This window comes from Halomarina rubra (genome assembly GCF_023699475.1).
GTDB classification, from domain to species: domain Archaea; phylum Halobacteriota; class Halobacteria; order Halobacteriales; family Haloarculaceae; genus Halomarina; species Halomarina rubra.
On record NZ_JALXFV010000008.1, the window covers coordinates 45818 to 62908 of the forward strand.

Genomic DNA, 17091 nt, shown 5'->3' on the forward strand with positions numbered 1-17091 from the left:
CCGCGGTGTTGCCGACGGTCACTCCGGGGTCGCGTCCTGAACCTCGATGACGACGGCGTGGTCGACGTACTCCGTCTCTCCACCCGCGGTCCGCAACTGGACCATCGCGCCCGGCAGCCCGTCCTCGTCGGGGTAGTCCTGTGGGACGGACACCGCGGTGACGTCGTCGTAGCTCACGGCCTTCCGCAACAGGGTCTCCCCGTCGACGTCGACGCGCTCCCACGTGTCGGTCTCCAGGCCGTCGACGTCGAAGTAGTCGCTCGAATCGCGGTCCGGGTCGACGTCGCCGTCGGAGCGAACCGTCTCCTTCGCGTCGTCCTCGCGGTACTGGTGCAGGTAGACGAGCATACCCCTCGTCACTCGTGCAGGCGAGTTAACAGTTGGCGCGGCAGGGGCCGGGTAGTCGCTCCGATGTCGGATGTCGAGGACGGTCGTCGACGACCGTCACCGGCGACTGTCGCCCCTCAGCCGTCCGACGGCGTCGGCCCCACGACGAGACTGGAGAAGACGCCCGCGAGGTGGCGGTCGACGCGTCTGACCGGCAAGCCGGCCTCACGGACGAGCGCCTCGGGCGACTGGTTCCACCGACAGCCCATGTTCTCGAAGTGCCGCGGGGCGAGTCGGTCCTGGCCCCACGCCAGCGGTCGGACGCTGGAACGGCCGTGCTCGAACAGGAGCAGCCGACCGGAGGGTTTGCAGACTCGCGCCATCTCGGCGAGTGCGTCGACCGGGTCCGGGAACGTACACGTCGAGAGCGCGGAGACGACGGTGTCTAACGCGTCGTCGTCGAACGGGAGGCGCTGGGCGTCGGCGTGGGCGAACGTCACGTCTCGGCTCAGTGAGGCGGCCTCGCGTCGTGCGCCGTCGAGCATCGGTCCGGAGAGGTCCACGCCGACGACCGAACAGCCGCCGGGGACGTGCCGGAGATTCGACCCCGTTCCGCAGGCGACGTCCAGCACGTCGCCCTGAGCACGGGTGAACAGTCGTCGTCGGTAGCGACCCACGAGTCGTTGTTCGAGGTCGTCGAAGCGCTCGAACGTCTCGGCAGCGTCCGCGTAGATGAACTGGAGTTCGTCGGGGGGTTTCGCCGGACGGTCGTGTCGCTGACTCATCACCGGAGATGTGCCGCGGAGGGACAAAGCGGTTCGCTCCGTCGGCTACCGTCCGAGAGTGGTCGGGTCGCCGCCGAACGTGACCCGGACTGCCCGACCCGCGCTCGGTAGTTCCGATGGCGTCCCTCCGGGCATCGGAACTGTGTTATCGTACAACAATTGTCGCAATTCCTAAGTGTCGTCGGCGTGAACCCTCGGGCGGATTCACCGCAGTACGACTCGGAGGCGGGGGCGTCGTCGACGCCCCCCGTCGGTGTGGTGGGTCCACGTCTTGGGGGGTCGAGTGCCTCTGACAGCCTTCTTCCCCCTTCTCTCCGAGACCGACACTCCCACAGCGACCGGCGGCACCGCTCGTCGAGGCAGCGTGCGAAAGAACGTGAGTGGTCGGGTGTGGCCGTGAGCGTCGACTCAGTCGTCGCTCGGGGCGGCCGTGCTGTCGCCCGTGGAGACGCCGGTGCCGGGGCCGACGTCGATGCCCAGTTCGTCGAGCTTCTCGTCGGGGACGACGCCGTCGACCCAGCCGCGGTGCTCGTAGTACTCGGCTTTCATCTGGTCGAGTTCGGCGAGCTGGCCTTCGCTGGCACCCTGGCCGGGGATGGCCTCCTCGTGGCCCTCCACGAAGCGGTTCGGGAGCGTGTCGTCGCTGCCGTCGAAGCCCGCGAGGTTGTTGTAGTAGCGTTCGAGCGTCCAGACGCGCTCGCCGGCCTGCATCAGTTCGTCCTCGCTGACGTCGAGACCCGTCATGCCGTTGTACTGCATGACGTACTCCTCGATGCCCTCCGCGAACGCGTTGAACTTGCAGATGTCGAACGAGTCCGAGATGGCGTGGAGGTCCTGGAACGCGGCTGCGAGCGCGCCTTTGCCCTCCGGTTCGTAGGGGTCGACCTTCTCCGGGATGCCGAGAATCTCGGCGGCGGGCGTGTACGCCCGCAGGTGGCACGCACCGCGGTTGGACGTGGCGTAGGCGATGGCCATGCCCTTCATGCAACGCGGGTCGTACGCCGGGATGGTCTGGCCCTTGACTGCCAGCGAGTTCGACTGCGCGTCGAACTCCTCGACGAGGTGGTTCGAGCCACCGCCGAGGTGGGTCGCGAGTTCGCCCTCCGCGTGGGCGATGTCCTCGATGAGGTCGATCATGTGCTCGACGTCACCCCAGTCGATGGAGTCGTCGAGACCGTCCAGCTTGCCCTGCTCGGACATCTCCATCGCCATGGCGAGCATGTTGCCCGTCTCGATGGTGTCCATCCCGAAGCGGTTGCACTGGTCGATCATCACCGCGATGGCGTCGCGGTCGTCGTGTCCCGAGTTCGGCCCGAGCGCGTACGCGGACTCGTACTCGTAGGACTCCATCCGGACGTTCATCTCCTCGCCCTTGTGCGAGTGGGTCACCTCGACCTCCTTCTTACACGCGACCGGGCAGGAGTGACAGGTCGGTTCGTCGACGAGGATGTTCTCGCGGACGTTCTCCCCGGAGACGCGCTCGGCGTCGATGTCGACGCCTTCGGAGTTCGCGTACGCCGTCGTCGAGGTGTACTTCCCGTTCTTCGTCGGGAGGCCGTCCATCTCGTCGGTCGGGTTCATGAGGACGTTCGTCCCGTACAGCGAGAGACCACCCTCGTTCGGCCCGGTGACCTCCGACTCGCGGATGACCTGCATCGCCTGCTGGTGGCCCGTCTTGAACGTCTCGGGCTCTTTGGGCTTGGGCATCTTCGTCGTCGACTTGACGACGATGGCCTTCAGGTTCTTGTTGCCCATCACGCAGCCGGTGCCGCCACGTCCGGAGGCACGGTCGTCCTCGTTGACGATGCAGGCGTACTTCACGCCGTTCTCGCCACCGGGGCCGATGGCCATGATGGACATGTTCTTGCCGAACGAGCCGTCGCACTCGTCTTCGAGTTCGTCTTTCGTCTCGTGGACGTCCCAGCCCCAAATGTCGCGGGCGTCACGCAGTTCGACCTCGCCGTCCTCGACGAACGCGTACACCGGGTGTTCGGACTCTCCTTCGAACAGCAGGCCGTCGAACCCGGCCCACTTGAGGCGTGCGCCCGACCAGCCACCGTGGTGCGAGTCGGTGACCGTGCCGGTGAGCGGGGACTTCGTACACACCGCGATGCGACCGCTCATCACCGTCTGGGTGCCGGTGAGCGGTCCGTTCATGAACGCGAGCAGGTTCTCCGGACTCTCCGGGTCCACGTCCGGACCCTGGTCGAAGACGTACTTCACGCCGAGGCCGCGCGCGCCGATGTACTTCCGGGCGTCCTCGTCGTCGATGCTCTCGTAGTTGACGTCCCCCGAGGAGAGGTCGACCCGGGCGACGTGATCTTGGAATCCACCTAGTTCAGTCATGGCAATTGTTGACAGTTACTGTTGGCTCCCGACGCTGTTAGACCTTGACACGTACCCGTAACTGGTTTCGGTTACGAGGAGTGGAATCGCCTAACGTCGCTCGGGTCCTCCGGCTGGTACCACACGGATGTACGCGAACGAACCGGACGGAGCTACCGACGCCGCTCGTGGGCCGAGACTCCGGGCCGCTCGCTCCCGACGACCGCGCGCAGGGTTATGCGGTCGGCGGTCGTGACGGGGGTATGAACGGCCCGGATTCGCGGCGACGCGCCCGTCGCCGTGCCGGAGTGGTCGCGGGAGTGGTCCTCGTCACGTCGCTGGTCGAACTGCCCGACCGGGGGCCGCCACCGCGGGACCCGCTCGGGGTCGCCGGCGTCGACAAGTGGGCACACCTGTTCGGCTACGCCGTCCTCGCGCGGACACTGGCCGCCGCCGTCGACGCGCGCTCGTGGCGCTCGCAGGCGGGCGTCGTCTGTCTCGTCACCGGCTACGGCGCGCTTCTGGAACTGCTCCAGCGCTCGCTGGGGGGCCGCCTGTACGAACACGGCGACGTGCTGGCGAACGCGCTCGGGGCCGCCCTCGGCGTGCTCGCGCGGCGGGCGGCGCTGGCCGTCACCCGACCGGATGGCTTACCCACCTCCGACCGCTGAGGGGCGTATGGTCGGAGTTCGGTCGGTCGCGCTCGCCCCGCGGACGCGCGTCGCGAGCGTCGGCGTCGTCGCCGTCGGCATCCTCCTCGCGTCGGTGGTCGACCCCGGAAGCACCGGGGCCGCCGGTTCGACGCCGTCGTTCGACCCGCCCGGCCCCTTCGGGGTCGACAAGTGGGTCCACGCGGGGAGCTACGCCGCCCTCGCACTCGTCGCGACGTACGCGTTAGCCGCTTGGACCGACGTGACCCGCTGGGGGACGCTCCTCGCGGTCGTCGCCGTCGTGGCGCTCTACGGCGTCGGTATCGAGGTAGTGCAGGCGACGATTCCCGCGCGGTCGTTCGACCTCGTGGACATGGCCGCCAACGCGACGGGCGCACTGCTCGCGGCCGCCGGGTGGTCGCTGTTCGCCCCTCGGACCGCCGGAGCGTCGCCGGGTGTGTCGGATAGCGACTGACCCCCGAGACGAAGGCGCTTTACCCGCCCGTCGGCTACGCCGGGCCAATGAGCACGCCCGACCCCGAGGTCTACGAGGAGGGCCGCGGGATGGACGCCCACAACGCCGTGATGCGCGAGGTCCGCTCGCGCAACGACCGCACCTACGACCCCCGCGAACCCACCCGCGTCTGGCTGGACGAGGACAACACTCCCTCCGGAGTGAGAACTTCGCTCACCATCATCCTCAACACCGGTGGCTGTCGCTGGGCACGCGCCGGTGGCTGTACGATGTGTGGCTACGTCGCCGAGAGCGTCGACGGCGGCACCGTCGCCCACGAGGACCTCATGGCGCAGGTCCAGTACTGCCTCGACCACGAGGAAGAGCGGGGCGACGAACCAGCCGACCTGATCAAGATCTACACCTCCGGGAGCTTCCTCGACGAGCGCGAGGTGCCCGCCGAGACCCGCGACGCCGTCGCCGAGACGTTCGCCGACCGCGAGCGCATGGTGCTGGAATCGCTCCCGGACTTCGTCGAACGCGAACGCCTCGCTGACTTCACCGACCGCGGCATCGAGACCGACGTCGCCATCGGCCTGGAGACCGCGACCGACCGCGTGCGTCACGACTGCGTGAACAAGTACTTCGACTTCGCCGACTTCGAGGAGGCCTGCGCGGAAGCCGAGGCCGCCGGCGCGGGCGTGAAGGCGTACCTGCTGATGAAGCCGCCGTTCCTCACCGAGTCCGAAGCCGTCGAGGACATGAAACGGTCGGTCCGACGCTGTGCGGACGTCGACGGCTGCCACACCGTCTCGATGAACCCCACCAACGTCCAGTCGTACACGATGGTCGAGGAGCTGTTCCACGCCGGCGGCTACCGCCCGCCGTGGCTCTGGTCGGTCTGTGCGGTGCTGGAGGAGACCGCAGACGTCGACGCCATCGTCGTCTCCGACCCGGTCGGCCACGGCTCGGACCGCGGCCCGCACAACTGCGGCGACTGCGACGACCGCGTCCAGCGCGCCGTCAAGGACTTCGACCTCCGGCAGGACCCGAGCGTGTTCGAGCAGGTGTCGTGTGACTGCGAGACGACGTGGGAGGCCGTCGTCGAACGCGAGAAGAGCTTCGGGATGCCGCTGGCGCGCTGAAACGGCGCTCTCCTTCGACTCACGGTTCGCTCTCGAACACCAGGCAGTAGCTGTGGTCGTAGCCGTTGCCGTACGCCCCGTCGGACGAGTCGGACGGCTGCTCCCACGTGACGACCACCTCGCCCTCGAACCAGAACCGTTCTGCCACCACCTCGGCGACGTCCCACGCGAGCGTCGTCACCGCCCCCTCGAACCGCAGGTTCGCCACGTCGACGAGGACGTGACCTCCGTCCCGAAGGACGTCGTCGACGTGGCCGAACGCCCGGCCGAGGTCCGCGAGGTAGTCGGCGTACTCCCCGCCCGGTTCGGTGTAGTTCGTCAGCGGGTCGTGTTCCGCCACCTCGATGGTGTACGGCGGCGACGTGAGACAGCAGTCGACGGGTGGGAGGTCGCCGTAGCTCGCCGCGTCGAGCGCGTCGCCGCGGACGACCCGCTCGGGACGGTCGACTCGCTCGCGGACGAACGCGGCACGCTCGGGGTCGTACTCGATGCCGTACGCCTCCCGCCCGAGACGCTCGGCGACGCGGAGCGTGGTCCCGAACCCGCAGAACGGGTCGAGCACGACGTCGCCCGGGTCGGTGAACGCCCGGAGGAAGTGCTCGACGAACGCCTCGGGCGTCCGGACGTCGTCGTCGGCGAACCGGTCGGGCAGGGTGGACTCGTGGTCGTAGGTGAGGTGGAGGTACGACTGCATACCCCGAGAGGGTGGTGCGGCGAGAAAAACGCGGCGACGCTACCGGTCGACGCTCTCGCCGCCGCGGCCCTCGCCCTCGGCGAACCGGGTCGCCCCCTCGTCGGCCGTGGCGAGGGCCTTCGTCCCGTGCCAGGCCTCGACCTTCAGGCCCGTCTCCAGTGACTCGCCGAGACCGTCGTACAGCGCCGCGCGGTCGCTCTTGACCGTCGTCTGGGGGTGTGCGGCGATGCCCGCCGCGAGTTCGCGAGCGGCGTCGAGCGCCGTTCCGGAGTCGACGACGCGGTCGACCAGCCCCCAGTCGTGGGCTTCGGCGGCGTCGACCGCTCGTCCGGTCAGAATCATGTCGAGCGCCCGTCCCCGCCCGACGAGTCGTGGGAGGCGCTGCGTGCCGCCGTCGACCAGTGGGACGCCGAACCGCCGTTCGAAACAGCCGAACGTGGCGTCCGCGGCGGCGACCCGCAGGTCACACCAGAGCGCGAGTTCGAGGCCGCCGGCGACGGCGTGGCCCTCGACGGCCGCGACGGTGGGTTTGTCGACGCGCATCCGCGAACAGCCGAGCCACCCCTCCTCTCGGTCTTCGAGGTCCATCTGCTTCAGGTCCGCGCCGGCACAGAAGTCGTCGCCCGCCCCCGTCAGCACGCCGAGGAGCGCCTCGTCGTCGGTGTCGAACCGTCGCCACGCGTCGCGCAGGCCGAGGGCGGTCCGGTCGTCGATGGCGTTGCGGGACTCGGGGCGGTCGACGGTGACGACGGCGACGCCCTCGTCGCGCTCGTAGCGTACGGTCTCGTGGTCGAACGGGACGGCCGGGTCGGTGCGGTCCCGGCTGTCGTCGGTGGGGTCGGTCATGGTGCATCCCCACTGGCGACCGACAAGAAGCCTCGCCCGTGCTCCCCGATGTTTCTGTCGGGCGAGCGACTTTTGTCACCCCCCGACGTCGTGGCGTCCAATGACCGTCCCGGACCCGGCGGCGAGCGAGGCTCTCGTCGTGCTGTTCGCGCAACTCGCCGTCGTGCTGGCGCTGGCGACGGGGCTCGGAGCGCTCGCGCGCCGCGGTGGCGCGCCGCCGGTCGTCGGCGAACTGCTGACCGGCGTGGTGCTCGGTCCGTCCATCCTCGGGTTGGTCGCTCCCGGCGTCTACGCGGCGCTGTTCCCCGAGGACGCGACGACGCTCCTGCTGGGCGTCTCGTCGGTCTGTCTCGTCGTGTTGATGACCGTCGTCGGGTTCGAGACCGACCTCTCGGTCGCCCGCGCTCGTCCGGGCCAGACGCTGCTCGTCGCAGCGGGGAGCGTCGTCGTCCCGTTCGCGCTCGGTGGGGCGCTCGCGTTCGTCGCCCCCGACGCCGTCCTGGCGAACCCGGACGCTCGCCTGCCGTTCGTCCTGTTCGTCGCCACCGCGATGAGCATCTCCGCGATTCCCGTCGTCGCGCGCATCCTGCTCGACATGGGCCTGCTCGACGCACCGTTCGGCCAACTCGCCGTCGCCGTCGCGCTGGTCAACGACACGCTGGGGTGGCTCCTGCTGGCGGTGGTCGCCGGCATCGCGACCGGGAGCGGCGACGCCCTCGCCTCGCTGCCGGGGACGCTGCTGGCGCTCGCGGGAGTGCTCGTCGTCGCGCTCACGGTCGGTCGGTGGTTCGCCGCCCGACTCGGGTCGGTCGCCGACAGCGTCGCGCTCCCGACGGTCGTCGCGCTCGCGCTCGGGGCGGGCGCGGCGACACAGGCACTCGGCGTCGAGGCCGTCCTCGGAGCGTTCCTCGTCGGAGCCATCGCCCGCGACCGCTCGACGCTCGCACCCGAGACCCGCGAGGCGCTCGAGTCGGTGACGCTGGCGATGCTCGCGCCCGTCTTCTTCGCCGTCGCGGGCCTGCGCGTCGACCTCGGAGCGCTCGCGGACCCGACGGTTGCGCTCGTCGGTCTCGTCGCGTTCGCCGTCGCCGTCGTCGGGAAGGTGGTCGGGACCGTCGGCGCGGCCCGTCTCGCGGGCATCGACCGCCGCGAGTCGCTGGCGCTCGGAGCGGCGCTCAACGCTCGGGGTGCGATGGAGATCGTCGTCGCCACCGTCGGCCTCCGTCTGGGCGTGCTCAACGAGGCCGCCTACGCCATCGTCGTCTGCATCGCCATCGGGACGTCGGTGATGACGCCGCCGCTGGTCCGGTACGTCTACGGCGTCTCGGATACCGACACCGGACCGGTCGGGGACTCGACGGTCTGAGTCGCGCCGTCGTCGAGAACGGTGGGAGAGCGACGCCTGCGGGAGAACGACGTGTGGGGAGCGGCGTCTGTGGGAGAACGACGTCGGCGAGTGAGGGTCGCCGACGAGACGACGTGGTCAGTGGGAGAACCCGCGCAGCACGCCCTGCCCGTCGGTCCCCGCGTGGAGGTCCGGGAGCGTCGCGCGCTCGGGGTGGGGCATCAACACGGCGACGGTGTCACGCTCGCCGAGGACGCCCGCGACGTTGCCCGCCGAGCCGTTGGGGTTCGCCATGTCGGTGACGTCTCCCTCGGCGTCGCAGTATCGGAACAGCACGCGCTCTTCCTCGTCCAGTCGCGCGAGTTCCTCGTCGGTCGCCTCGAAGCGCCCCTCGCCGTGGGCGATGGGGAACTCGACGACGTCGCCTTCCTCGTAGGCGGCCGTCCACGGCGTGTCGGCGTTCTCGACGCGCAAGTGGACGTGTTCACACTGGAAGCGGGCGCTCGCGTTCGTCGTGAACGCACCGGGGGTCAGCCCCGACTCCGAGCCGATCTGTGCGCCGTTGCAGATGCCGAGGACCGGCGTGCCGGCCGCGGCACGCTCGCGGACCTCGGCCATCACGGGTGCGCGGGCGGCCATCGCACCGGCCCGGAGGTAGTCGCCGTAGGAGAACCCGCCGGGGAGGACGATACCGTCGGTGTCGGCGGGGAGACCGTCCTCGAACCAGACGCGCTCGGCGTCGATACCGAGGTGGTCGAGCGCGCGGACGGCGTCACGGTCGCAGTTCGACCCGCCGAACTGGAGGACGGTTATCATCGTTCCGTGACGTGCACGTCGTAGTCGTGGATGGTCGGGTTCGCGAGCAACCGCTCGGCCATCTCGTCGGCGCGGTCGGTGGCCGCTTCGGGCGAGTCGGCGTCGAGGTCGACCTCGAAGCGGTCGGCCGAGCGCAGCCCCTCCAGGTCGAACCCGAGGCGTTCGAGCGCGCGCTTGGTCGTCTCGGCCTCCGGGTCGAGGACGCCCTGCTTGAGTCGAACGGTCACCGTGGCCGTGTACGCGGTCATCGGTCGTGTAGGCGTGGTCGTGCACGAAAACGCTTGTGGGTTCGATTGGGTATGCACGGTCGTGGTGGCTCGTCGCGGGGGACCCGACGGCAGCGTTGCACCGAGCGTCGCGCTTTTGCTCGCCGATTGCGAGGGGGTGGCATGGAACGACCCGAGCCACGACGAACCGAGCGGTGGCGACGATGACCGGCCGCCTCGCGCAGGTCACCGTCGTCGGCGACGACAAGAAGGGTATCATCGCCCGCGTCACGACGCTGCTGTTCGAACGCGGCGTCAACGTCGAGGACCTCGACCAGGCGGTCCAGGAGGGCGTCTTCCGGATGACGCTCCACGTCGACACGAGCGACATGGTCGTCAAGGAGGAGACGCTCCGGGAGGCGCTGTCCGACCTCGGCGACGAACTCGGCCAGGACATCTCGGTGCGGTTCCCCGGCGACCGCGAGACCGACCGCATCGCCGTCCTCGTCACGAAGGAGTCACACTGTCTGGAGGCGCTCGTCGAGGCCCGGAAGTCGGGGACGCTCGACGCGGAACTCTCGGTGGTCGTCGGCAACCGCGACCACCTCGCGCCGGTCGCCGAGGACGCCGGCATCCCGTTCTACGACGTCGGTGACGGGTCGGGGACGCCCGACGAGGAGTGGTTGCTGGACATCCTCGACGAGCACGACGTGGACCTCGTCGTGCTCGCGCGCTACATGCGCATCCTCGGCCCGAACGTCGTGTTCCGCTACGAGGACCGCATCATCAACGTCCACCCCTCCCTGCTCCCCGCGTTCCCCGGCGCGGAGGCGTACCGGCAGGCCCGCGAGGAGGGCGTCCGCGTCGCGGGCGTCACCGCCCACTACGTGACGACGGACCTCGACCAGGGACCCATCGTCACCTAGCGCGTGTTCGACGTGCCCGACGGGGCGGCCGTCGAGGACATCGAGGCGCGCGGCCAACCGCTCGAAGCGGAGGCGCTCGTCGAGGCGGTCCGCCTCCACCTCGACGACGCGCTGTCGGTGTACCACGGCCGAACCCACCTCCGCGAGGAGACCGACGACGAGGCGTACCAACTCGGTCTCTCGACGGAGGCGCAGGCGGCGAACCCGACCGAACCGGTCGACCGGGGTGTGCCGGAAACGCCCGAGGCGGACGACTAGCCGAGGACGAACAGGCTGCCGCGGTCGCCGACTTCGTCCGTCCACTGCCCGGCCCAGTACAGTCGGCCGTCGACGGCGGCCAGCGGCGTCTCGACGGTCGAGCGCAGTTCGTGCGACCGACGGTGTTCGCCCGTCGCTCGGTCGAGCGCGTACAGCGTCGCTCCGCGGTGGCCGAAGTGGTCGCCCGTGTACAGCGTGTCGCCGACGACGACGGGCGGGGTGTGACACGGTCGGTCGTCGAAGCGCCACTGGACGTCGCCGCTGCGCGCGTCGAGTGCCACCACCACCTCGTCGTTCGACCCGGTGACGTAGGCCGTCTCCCCGTCGGTCGCGGGTGGAACGTACGACTCGCCACGGAGGTCGTGGTGCCACGCCTGCTCCCCGTCGGGTGTCACGGCGTGCAGTCCCGTCGTCGTCCCGACCGCGAGGACGACACCGTCGGCGACGACCGGTGGCGCGTAGCTCTCGCCGAGGACGTCGTACGTCCACAGCGCCGACCGGTCGGTGCGGTCGAACGCCCGGAGTCGCCCCTCGTCGTTGGCCCCGTACGTCACGTAGAGGCGGTCGTCGGTGACGGCCACCCCGGACGGTGAACTCGCAGCCCCGTCCTCGGCGTGGGCCTCCCAGCGGTGCTCTCCGGTGACGGCGTCGAGGGCGAGGACGCTGTCGTCCCCGAACGGGAGGAACACCGTCTCGTCGACGACGGTCGGAGCCAGCCACCTGCCGCTCGACCCCTCACCGTAGTGCCAGTGGACCTCCCCGCTCTGTCGGTCCAGTGCGTAGGTTCCGCCGTGGTAGCTCACGAACGCCGTCTCGCCGACGATGGTGGCCGGCCCGTGCGCCCGCAGGACGTCCGCCGACCAGACGGGTCCCTGTGGTCTGGAGAACTCGGAGCGATACTCGTAGCCGACGGTCCGGAACTGCTCCTCGCCGCTGGTGGTCTCGCCGGGGTGGCGGTACTGGCCGAAGACGACGGAGCCGTTGGCGACCGCGGGTGCGTCGAACCCGCCGAGGTCGACCCGCCCGAACGAGGCGTCGTGGACGTCGCTCGCGACGGGCGTCCCGTCGAGGGCGGCGCTGGTGTTCCCCGTGTCGGCGGTGACGGTCGGCCACCCGTGGGTCGGGCCGAGCGTCGCGTCGTCGTAGTGGTCGTGCGCGGTGAGCGCGCTGTCGAGTGCGTCGACGGCACAGCCCGCGAGCGCACTCGCGCCGGCCGCGCCGAGCGCACCGAGGACCGCTCTCCTGGAGGGTGGAGACATGTCCGAACGGTCGTCGCCGTCGTGAAAAGCCCTCCGAGACCTACAGGTCGCGGACCGCCGCCACCGCCGCGCTCATCTCGGGGGCGTCGAACAGGTCCCGACCGAGGTACCGGTTCGCGCCGGCGCGGTACAGGTCGCTGGCGACCTGGACGGCGCTCGAATCGAGCGGCTCGGGGTCGCGCTCACAGAGGTCGCGCCAGTCGGCGACGTCCTGCGCTTTGGCCTCGCGCTTGGCCGTCTCGACGGCGGCGACCCACTCCCCCTGGGTCCGCTTGTGGTACTGGCGGACGACCTCCTTCGAGACCTGCTGGCCCTCGAACGCGAAGCGGTTCTCGTCGAAGGTGCCGACCACGTCGGCGACGCGGACCTCCCCCTCGAAGAACAGACACTCTATCTTGCCGTCCTCGTGGGTGAACCCGCGCTCCTCCGCACGCTCGGTGACGACCTCGTTGACCTCGCGAGCGACCGATTCGAGGTCGTCGACGCTCGCCTCGCCCGCGATGGCGTCGGCTTCCTCCCGGTCGAGGTAGCGGTCGGACTCCTCGTACTTCGTCGAGAACTCGACGAGCGGGTCCGGGAGCGCGACGGCGTCGTCGGGCCACTCGCGACCCTCCAGGCCGACCTGTTCGGGCGTGTAGCGCGTCCGGAGGCTGGACCCTTCGGGGACGCTGTTGCGGAAGACGATCTCGAGCGGGACGAGGTAGTTCTCGCCCGCGGCGTCGTGGTAGGCGTCGTAGTCGTAGTCGCGCCCCTCGTGCGGGAGGTCGGGCACCTGCGTCAGGTCGATGGCCATCTCGCGCGGCGGTTCCTCCACCTCGGCGAGCGCGACCGGTTCGTCCCCGTCTTCGGGGACCACGCCGCGGTAGTGCGTCGGGACGCCGGCGTCGGCGAGCAGTTCGAAGTTCTTCGCGCCCATCGCACAGAGCGCCTGGCCCTTCCCCGGTATCGCGTCGGGCATCTGCCCCCAGTCGAACACGGAGTAGGCGTCGGTGAACACGAACGACCCGCGGCCGAGTTCGTCGCTCCTCGCGGTCTCCTCGACCCGGAACTCCTTGACGCTCGTCATGGACGTGGGTGGACGAGCGCGAACCAAAGGGGTTTCTATGCACGGTCGTGCCGAGCCCCGGCCGCTCGGGTAGTGGTGAGGAACGGGCGAGCGGCCGGTGGCGGGAGACGGCGACGTTGGCCGGTAGCCGGTGGGGTTTTACCGTTCGCCGGACCAGTGCCAACGAATGGAACGGGTGTCGACGAACGTGCCACGCGGGCGATTCGAGTTCGCCCAGCGCCCAGAGACGGACCAGTCCTTCGAGAACGCGCTGGCGAAAGCGCGGGCCGGCGACCGACTCACCGTCGACGACGGTGTCGAACTGCTGACGACGGGCACCGCGTTCGACGGCATCGACCCGCGTCGGAAGGAACTCGTCCTCGAGGCCGCCGACCAGCGCCGCGCGGAGGTGGTCGGCGAGGAGGTGACGTTCGTCGCCAACCTCAACAACAACGTCACGACGGCCTGCAACACCGGCTGTCTGTTCTGTAACTTCAAGGACCCCGCCGGCGAGTTCGAACGGGGACAGGTGCCCGACGGCGGCGTCGCCCACACCGACCGCGGGTTCACGAAGACGCCCGCCGACTCCCGGCGCATCGTGACGGACGCGCTCGAACGGGGTATCTACGAGGTGACCTCCGTCTCGGGGCTCCACCCCGCGCTGGCCCTAGACGACGACCACCGCGAGGCGCTCGACGCGCAGGGCGGGCCGAACTACAAACCCGCCAGCATGTACGCCACTGACCCCGGGACGTACGTCGAGCAACTGGAGGCGATGGCCGTCGACGGCGTCCACCTCCACTCGATGACGCCCGAGGAGGCCGCCCACGCCCGGCGTGGGACCGACAGATCGTACGAACAGGTGTACCGCCGCCTGAAGCGGGCGGGACTCGACTCGGTGCCCGGCACGGCCGCCGAGATTCTGGTCGACGAGGTCCGCGACGTCATCTGCCCGCAGAAGATCGACACCGGCGAGTGGGTCGCGGCGATGGAGGCGGCCGCCGCGGTGGGGCTGGACGTGACCGCGACCATCATGTACGGCCACGTCGAGAACGAAGCGCACCGAATCCAGCACCTCGACGTGGTCCGGGAGTTCCAGGACCGCACCGGCGCGATAACGGAGTTCGTCCCGCTGTCGTTCGTCCACCACGACACCCCGCTCGTCGAGAAGGGGATGGTCTCGACGGGGGCGACCCAGGCCGAAGACGAACTGCTGATGGCGGTCTCGCGGCTCTACCTCGACAACGTCGAGAACCTCCAGTCGTCGTGGGTGAAGTTCGGCGACGAACTCGGTCTGAAGATGCTCTCGTGCGGTGCGAACGACTTCATGGGGACCATCCTCTCCGAGGAGATAACCAAACGCGCGGGCGGGGAGTTCGGCGAGTTCCGCTCCGTGCGGGAGTACGTCGAGATGATAACGGCCGTCGGGCGGGTCCCCGCCGAGCGCTCGACGGACTACCGCCAGCGCCGCGTCGTCGACCCCGAGGAGGGACCGTTCGGACCGACACTCGGCCCGAACGCCGACGGGACGCCGCTGGTCGACCGGTCGGCGGTGCCCGCCGACGACTGAGACCGGGAACGAACCCTCGGTCGGTGCGGGTTCAGGCGAACTCGATGACGCCTTCTGCGTACTCCTTGACCCCGAGGCTCGCACTGGAGAGCGACGCCGTCGAAGTGTCCGTCGAGGACTCGCGCTCGACGATGACGCCGCCACCGCCGACGGCCACGTCGTAGGTGTCGCCGTGGGCGACGCCGAACAGCTTCGTCTCGACGGGCGTCTGCATCGCCTTCCACTGGCCCGTCGAGATGCGTTCGTAGGTCTTCCCGCCGTCGCCGGCGGCGTAGCCGTAGTCGGTGCCACGGTCGATGCCGCGGATGGCCGTGCGGTCGTCGTCGACGACGTGGGGCGTCCAGCGGAACCCGTCGTAGCGGTAGATGATACCGTTGCCACCGGCGACGTTGACGTCCTTCGGGCCGACGCTAGCGATGTCGTAGAACGCCGTGCCTGCGAAGTCGATGCCGACGCGGTCCCACGTCGACCCGCCGTCGGTCGTCTCGCTGACGAGTTGGCTCGTCGAGGCGACGTGACCCTTCTCGCGTTCGTAGAAGTCGATACCGGGAATCGTCGACCCGCCGCCGGGCTTGATGACGTCGTTGTACTTCACCGCACCGCTCGACTGGCGGACGCCGACGAGCAGTTCGCCCGAACCGTTGACGAAGTAGAGTCGTTCGTCCTCGCCGGCGGTGCCGACGACCGCACAGTCCTCCCACGTCGACGTCTTGCCCTTCGGCGCGGAGTAGTTCGTCAGCGTCTGCGTGTCCACGCGGTACTCGCCGATGACGCCCGAGCCACCGACGAACCAGATTGCCTTCCCGTCGTCGGTGACGTCGACGCCCGTCAGCGGACGGCTCCGCGCCTGTGGACCGTAGTTGACGATGCGCTCCCAGCCGTCCGACCGGCGGATGACGACGTCGCCGCCCCCACCGACCGCCACCGGCCCCTCGACGGTGTCGACGGCGTCGTTGAGCGACTTCGTGGTCGGACTCGTCGCCTCGACCCACCCGCCGTCCGTGCTGTCCTGTGCGGCGACGCTGGGGACGCCCACCACGCCCGCCGTCGTCGCGCCTGCAAGCTTGAGGAAACCCCGCCGACCCGTGTTCGCTCCTTTCATACTGTGTCACTCGACAGTTCGTGCTACTACTATTCGTAAATTGCACACTACCTGAATAGAAATATTATCTCGCGACGGAGTCGACCGTTGTCCCGTCGACGGGCCACACGGGACCATTCACAACCGAACACGTCGTCGGTAGACGGCGGTTAACGGGTGTCAGACACTTACTACGGCGGTCGTCGTCGGAACCGGTACGTGCTCGTCGACGTCGCAGCCGTCGGGGGCGGCTCAGGTCGTCGGCCGCTCCTCGACGGGGTCGGTCGGGTCCGCGAGTTCGCCGGTGACCGCCTCCATCGCGTCCGTCGCGGTCAGCAGGCCGACCACCTCGCCGTCCTCGACGACGAGTGCGAGTTCCTGGTTCTCGTCCTGGAAGACGTCGAGCGCCTCGCTGATGCTCGTCTCGGGGTCGAACGTCAGGGGCGGGGCCGCGAGGTCGGCGAACGTCCGCTCGCCGTCGCGGAGTTCGTCGAAGTGGCGAGTCACCACCGGGATGTAGACGATGCCCTCGAACTCTTCGAGGGAGTCGCCGACGAGCGGGAACCGCGTGTGGGGGTTGTCTTCGAGGACCTCGAGGTTCGTCTCGACGTCCTTCGTCGTCGAGAGCGCCGCGATAGCGTCGCGCGGGACCATCTCGGTGCGGACGGTGAGACGGTCGATGTCGAGGGCGGCCTGGATCTCCTCCTGGCGTTCCTCGGGCATGTCGACGTCGTCGAGCATCTCGTCCAGGTTCCGGCGCAGGTCCGCCCGCGACTCGATGACGTCGGCCTCGGCTTCGAGCCACGCGCCGGTCATCTCGACGCCCATCAGCTTGAGCGTCCCCTTCGCGACCCAGTCGCCGAGCGTGATGAGCGGCGAGATGAGGTAGTGGAACCAGTACAGCGGCGTCGCACCGTAGCGACACACCTGCCGCGAGCGCTCGACGCCGAGGTACGTCGGCGTCTGCTCGCCGTGGGTGAGGTGGAGCAGGTTGATGATACCGAACGCGATGAGCGACCCGGCACCGACCGAGGCGAGCGCACTGTCCTCGAACAGCGGTTCGAACAGCGCGGCGAGGGCGGGTTCGGCGACGATACCGACCGCGATGCTCGACGCGGTGATACCAACCTGACACGTCGTCAGGTAGATTTCGAGTTCGTTCGTCATCTCCCAGGCGCGTTCGAGTTTGGGGTTCCCACCGACGAACTCCTCTTCGGAGAACTGACGCGCACGGGTCAGAGCGAACTCGATGGCGACGAAGAAGCCGTTGGCGAGGATGAGGAGGACCCCCGCGAACAGGCGGAGACCGACCTCCGCGCCGGACGCTTGCAAGGCTTGGGCTGCGGTCATCCCGATGAA

The 17091-nt window shown here is 69.4% G+C and carries 16 protein-coding genes and 1 pseudogene; 6 read left to right on the top strand and 11 right to left on the bottom strand.

Features of this window, described 5'->3' with window-relative positions:
* Positions 1 to 18: 18 nt before the first annotated feature.
* The 3 genes from M1L36_RS14990 to M1L36_RS15000 form a co-directional block, all read right to left on the bottom strand.
* On the bottom strand, positions 19 to 348 hold the full coding sequence (locus M1L36_RS14990) for a hypothetical protein (protein ID WP_250874548.1): 330 nt from the start codon (positions 346 to 348) through the stop codon (positions 19 to 21).
* 116 nt (positions 349 to 464) lie between these two features.
* Positions 465 to 1112: a class I SAM-dependent methyltransferase gene (locus M1L36_RS14995; RefSeq protein ID WP_250874549.1), complete on the bottom strand. Its 648-nt coding sequence runs from the start codon at positions 1110 to 1112 to the stop codon at positions 465 to 467.
* Positions 1113 to 1520: 408 nt separating this feature from the next.
* Positions 1521 to 3458 carry an aldehyde ferredoxin oxidoreductase family protein gene (locus M1L36_RS15000; protein ID WP_250874550.1) on the bottom strand — a complete coding sequence of 646 codons (1938 nt, stop codon included), beginning with the start codon at positions 3456 to 3458 and terminating at the stop codon, positions 1521 to 1523.
* Positions 3459 to 3700: 242 nt separating this feature from the next.
* On the opposite strand from M1L36_RS15000, the gene M1L36_RS15005 reads away from it, so the two are divergent.
* Genes M1L36_RS15005 through M1L36_RS15015 form a run of 3 tightly spaced genes read left to right on the top strand, consistent with a single transcriptional unit; the run spans position 3701 to position 5686 of the window.
* Positions 3701 to 4108, top strand: coding sequence for a VanZ family protein (locus M1L36_RS15005; protein ID WP_250874551.1), 408 nt, complete (start codon positions 3701 to 3703; stop codon positions 4106 to 4108).
* A gap of 7 nt (positions 4109 to 4115) precedes the next feature.
* Positions 4116 to 4562 (top strand): VanZ family protein, encoded by a 447-nt coding sequence (locus tag M1L36_RS15010; RefSeq protein ID WP_250874552.1) that lies wholly within the window; start codon positions 4116 to 4118, stop codon positions 4560 to 4562.
* A gap of 47 nt (positions 4563 to 4609) precedes the next feature.
* A complete protein-coding gene (locus M1L36_RS15015) occupies positions 4610 to 5686 on the top strand; it encodes an archaeosine biosynthesis radical SAM protein RaSEA (protein WP_250874553.1) in 1077 nt (358 codons plus the stop codon).
* A gap of 19 nt (positions 5687 to 5705) precedes the next feature.
* On the opposite strand, the gene M1L36_RS15020 is transcribed toward M1L36_RS15015, so the two are convergent.
* The gene (locus M1L36_RS15020) at positions 5706 to 6380 is read right to left on the bottom strand and encodes a DNA methyltransferase (protein WP_250874554.1); all 675 of its coding nucleotides are present in this window, start codon (positions 6378 to 6380) and stop codon (positions 5706 to 5708) included.
* Between the two features lie 39 nt (positions 6381 to 6419).
* Positions 6420 to 7226: a crotonase/enoyl-CoA hydratase family protein gene (locus tag M1L36_RS15025; protein ID WP_250874555.1), complete on the bottom strand. Its 807-nt coding sequence runs from the start codon at positions 7224 to 7226 to the stop codon at positions 6420 to 6422.
* A 100-nt stretch (positions 7227 to 7326) separates the two neighbouring features.
* Between M1L36_RS15025 and M1L36_RS15030 the strand changes: the two genes are divergently transcribed.
* Positions 7327 to 8592, top strand: coding sequence for a cation:proton antiporter (locus tag M1L36_RS15030; RefSeq protein WP_250874556.1), 1266 nt, complete (start codon positions 7327 to 7329; stop codon positions 8590 to 8592).
* Between the two features lie 117 nt (positions 8593 to 8709).
* Here M1L36_RS15030 and purQ read toward each other — a convergent pair whose 3' ends face one another.
* Positions 8710 to 9387, bottom strand: coding sequence for a phosphoribosylformylglycinamidine synthase I (purQ, locus tag M1L36_RS15035; protein ID WP_250874557.1), 678 nt, complete (start codon positions 9385 to 9387; stop codon positions 8710 to 8712).
* A complete protein-coding gene (purS, locus tag M1L36_RS15040) occupies positions 9384 to 9635 on the bottom strand; it encodes a phosphoribosylformylglycinamidine synthase subunit PurS (RefSeq protein ID WP_250874558.1) in 252 nt (83 codons plus the stop codon). Before purS ends, purQ begins: the two co-directional genes overlap by 4 nt.
* 182 nt (positions 9636 to 9817) lie before the next feature.
* Between purS and M1L36_RS15045 the strand changes: the two are divergent.
* A pseudogene (locus M1L36_RS15045) lies at positions 9818 to 10777 on the top strand (formyltetrahydrofolate deformylase).
* Here M1L36_RS15045 and M1L36_RS15050 read toward each other — a convergent pair.
* Positions 10774 to 12036 carry an outer membrane protein assembly factor BamB family protein gene (locus tag M1L36_RS15050; RefSeq protein ID WP_250874559.1) on the bottom strand — a complete coding sequence of 421 codons (1263 nt, stop codon included), beginning with the start codon at positions 12034 to 12036 and terminating at the stop codon, positions 10774 to 10776. The pseudogene M1L36_RS15045 and the gene M1L36_RS15050 overlap by 4 nt on opposite strands.
* Positions 12037 to 12076: 40 nt before the next feature.
* On the bottom strand, positions 12077 to 13102 hold the full coding sequence (locus M1L36_RS15055) for a phosphoribosylaminoimidazolesuccinocarboxamide synthase (protein WP_250874560.1): 1026 nt from the start codon (positions 13100 to 13102) through the stop codon (positions 12077 to 12079).
* A 166-nt stretch (positions 13103 to 13268) separates the two neighbouring features.
* Here M1L36_RS15055 and cofH point away from each other — a divergent pair, with 166 nt between their 5' ends.
* Entirely contained in the window at positions 13269 to 14651 is a 1383-nt protein-coding gene (gene cofH / locus M1L36_RS15060) for a 7,8-didemethyl-8-hydroxy-5-deazariboflavin synthase subunit CofH (protein ID WP_250874561.1), read from the top strand.
* 31 nt (positions 14652 to 14682) lie between these two features.
* Here the strand turns inward: cofH and M1L36_RS15065 are convergent, their stop codons facing one another.
* Positions 14683 to 15753 (bottom strand): WD40/YVTN/BNR-like repeat-containing protein, encoded by a 1071-nt coding sequence (locus M1L36_RS15065; protein WP_250874562.1) that lies wholly within the window; start codon positions 15751 to 15753, stop codon positions 14683 to 14685.
* Positions 15754 to 15984: 231 nt separating this feature from the next.
* Positions 15985 to 17082: a CNNM domain-containing protein gene (locus M1L36_RS15070; RefSeq protein ID WP_250874563.1), complete on the bottom strand. Its 1098-nt coding sequence runs from the start codon at positions 17080 to 17082 to the stop codon at positions 15985 to 15987.
* Between the last annotated feature and the right edge of the window lie 9 nt (positions 17083 to 17091).

Coding starts and splice junctions, on each gene's coding strand:
- M1L36_RS15030 (WP_250874556.1), top strand. CDS start 7,327: ATGACCGTCCCGGACCCGGCGGCGAGCGAGGCTCTCGTCGTGCTGTTC.
- M1L36_RS15005 (WP_250874551.1), top strand. CDS start 3,701: ATGAACGGCCCGGATTCGCGGCGACGCGCCCGTCGCCGTGCCGGAGTG.
- M1L36_RS14995 (WP_250874549.1), bottom strand. CDS start 1,112: ATGAGTCAGCGACACGACCGTCCGGCGAAACCCCCCGACGAACTCCAG.
- M1L36_RS15050 (WP_250874559.1), bottom strand. CDS start 12,036: ATGTCTCCACCCTCCAGGAGAGCGGTCCTCGGTGCGCTCGGCGCGGCC.
- cofH (WP_250874561.1), top strand. CDS start 13,269: ATGGAACGGGTGTCGACGAACGTGCCACGCGGGCGATTCGAGTTCGCC.
- M1L36_RS15055 (WP_250874560.1), bottom strand. CDS start 13,102: ATGACGAGCGTCAAGGAGTTCCGGGTCGAGGAGACCGCGAGGAGCGAC.
- M1L36_RS15065 (WP_250874562.1), bottom strand. CDS start 15,753: ATGAAAGGAGCGAACACGGGTCGGCGGGGTTTCCTCAAGCTTGCAGGC.
- M1L36_RS15010 (WP_250874552.1), top strand. CDS start 4,116: ATGGTCGGAGTTCGGTCGGTCGCGCTCGCCCCGCGGACGCGCGTCGCG.
- purS (WP_250874558.1), bottom strand. CDS start 9,635: ATGACCGCGTACACGGCCACGGTGACCGTTCGACTCAAGCAGGGCGTC.
- M1L36_RS15015 (WP_250874553.1), top strand. CDS start 4,610: ATGAGCACGCCCGACCCCGAGGTCTACGAGGAGGGCCGCGGGATGGAC.
- M1L36_RS15025 (WP_250874555.1), bottom strand. CDS start 7,226: ATGACCGACCCCACCGACGACAGCCGGGACCGCACCGACCCGGCCGTC.
- M1L36_RS14990 (WP_250874548.1), bottom strand. CDS start 348: ATGCTCGTCTACCTGCACCAGTACCGCGAGGACGACGCGAAGGAGACG.
- purQ (WP_250874557.1), bottom strand. CDS start 9,387: ATGATAACCGTCCTCCAGTTCGGCGGGTCGAACTGCGACCGTGACGCC.
- M1L36_RS15020 (WP_250874554.1), bottom strand. CDS start 6,380: ATGCAGTCGTACCTCCACCTCACCTACGACCACGAGTCCACCCTGCCC.
- M1L36_RS15000 (WP_250874550.1), bottom strand. CDS start 3,458: ATGACTGAACTAGGTGGATTCCAAGATCACGTCGCCCGGGTCGACCTC.
- M1L36_RS15070 (WP_250874563.1), bottom strand. CDS start 17,082: ATGACCGCAGCCCAAGCCTTGCAAGCGTCCGGCGCGGAGGTCGGTCTC.